A 1177-nucleotide genomic window follows, 5' to 3' on the forward strand; every position below is an offset into this window, starting at 1 on the left:
TTATAGCCGTTGTCATGATGATCGTTGGAATAGTTGTTCCGGTTGTCATGTTTATGGGGGCCGCTAAGAATAGAGCGTAGAAAATGTTAATGAAGAGGGAGACGCAAATGGATAAAAGGAAAACGACATTTCAAAGTAGCTGGCAGTATGTATTAGAGACAGTTTTATTGTCAACAATTGTTACATTTGCATTGTTGATCTCAAAAACTACTATTAGCTGGAAAGAACTCGATATAGGAACAGAAGAGGAGATTATTTCCAAGGCTCTCGCATGGTACCAAAACAGTATGAAGTATGACATGCTTGTGATTGACATGGTGTGGGCTTTGTTGTGTGCTTTTTTCTGGAAAGTAAAGAAACAGATTCGTTCAGAGACAGTGGCACGTAAGTGGATATACATAGTCACATCCATAATACTTGCAATATTTATGATCATTGGAGACAGCTTTAAATCGAATGGAGATTTATCGTTTGTATATTATAGTAAGTTTTATGCACTGGTTTCCATGGCAGTATTTGCCGGATATGCATTATTGATATACTATTTTATGTTCATGATCGGAGCAGGGGTAGAGAAATATAGGGCAAAAGAGCAATCATTAAAATGCGATAGAAGAAGGTTGCAATTGTATATGTTTGGAGGCTTGATATTAGCATGGCTGTCATATATAATTGCATATTTCCCTGGCTCCGTTACAACTGATGCTATGAACCAGATAAATCAGGCTTTGGGACAGTATCCATTTTCTAATCACCATCCGGTCGTTTCTTCATTGTTTATGGGGCTTTTGATAAGATTGGGAAGAATCTTCTCAAATGATTATCTTGGAATATTTCTGATGATGCTTTTTGAAGTAGTGTTTACGGGATTTGTGTTTACAAAGCTGATTATATACATTCATGATATATCCCAAAAGAACATGGCGACAGCAATTATGTATATCTTGCATTGTATCCAACATGGGGGATGATGGTACAGTCGGTATTAAAGGATACCATGTTTACAGCAATATTTGTTGCATATTTTATATATTATATAAAACTGATAATGAATCCGGAAGAATTCTGGAGCAATAAGTGGAATATTGTGTGGAGCACCATCAGTATGCTTGCTGTTTGTTTCTGGAGAAATAATGGAATTTATGTAGTGCTTATATCTGCATTGTTGTTATTATGT

The 1177-nt window shown here is 35.9% G+C and carries 2 protein-coding genes; both read left to right on the plus strand.

The features are described from left to right. The first annotated feature begins 107 nt into the window (after window positions 1-107). Entirely contained in the window at window positions 108-971 is an 864-nt protein-coding gene (locus CCU_RS05220; protein WP_015533835.1) for a hypothetical protein, read from the plus strand. Between the two features lie 26 nt (window positions 972-997). After that, window positions 998-1177 (plus strand): hypothetical protein (locus CCU_RS05225; RefSeq protein ID WP_208896011.1); only part of this gene is annotated, 180 nt, incomplete at its 3' end.

The sequence above is a fragment of the Coprococcus sp. ART55/1 genome, assembly GCF_000210595.1.
GTDB lineage: Bacteria > Bacillota > Clostridia > Lachnospirales > Lachnospiraceae > Coprococcus > Coprococcus aceti.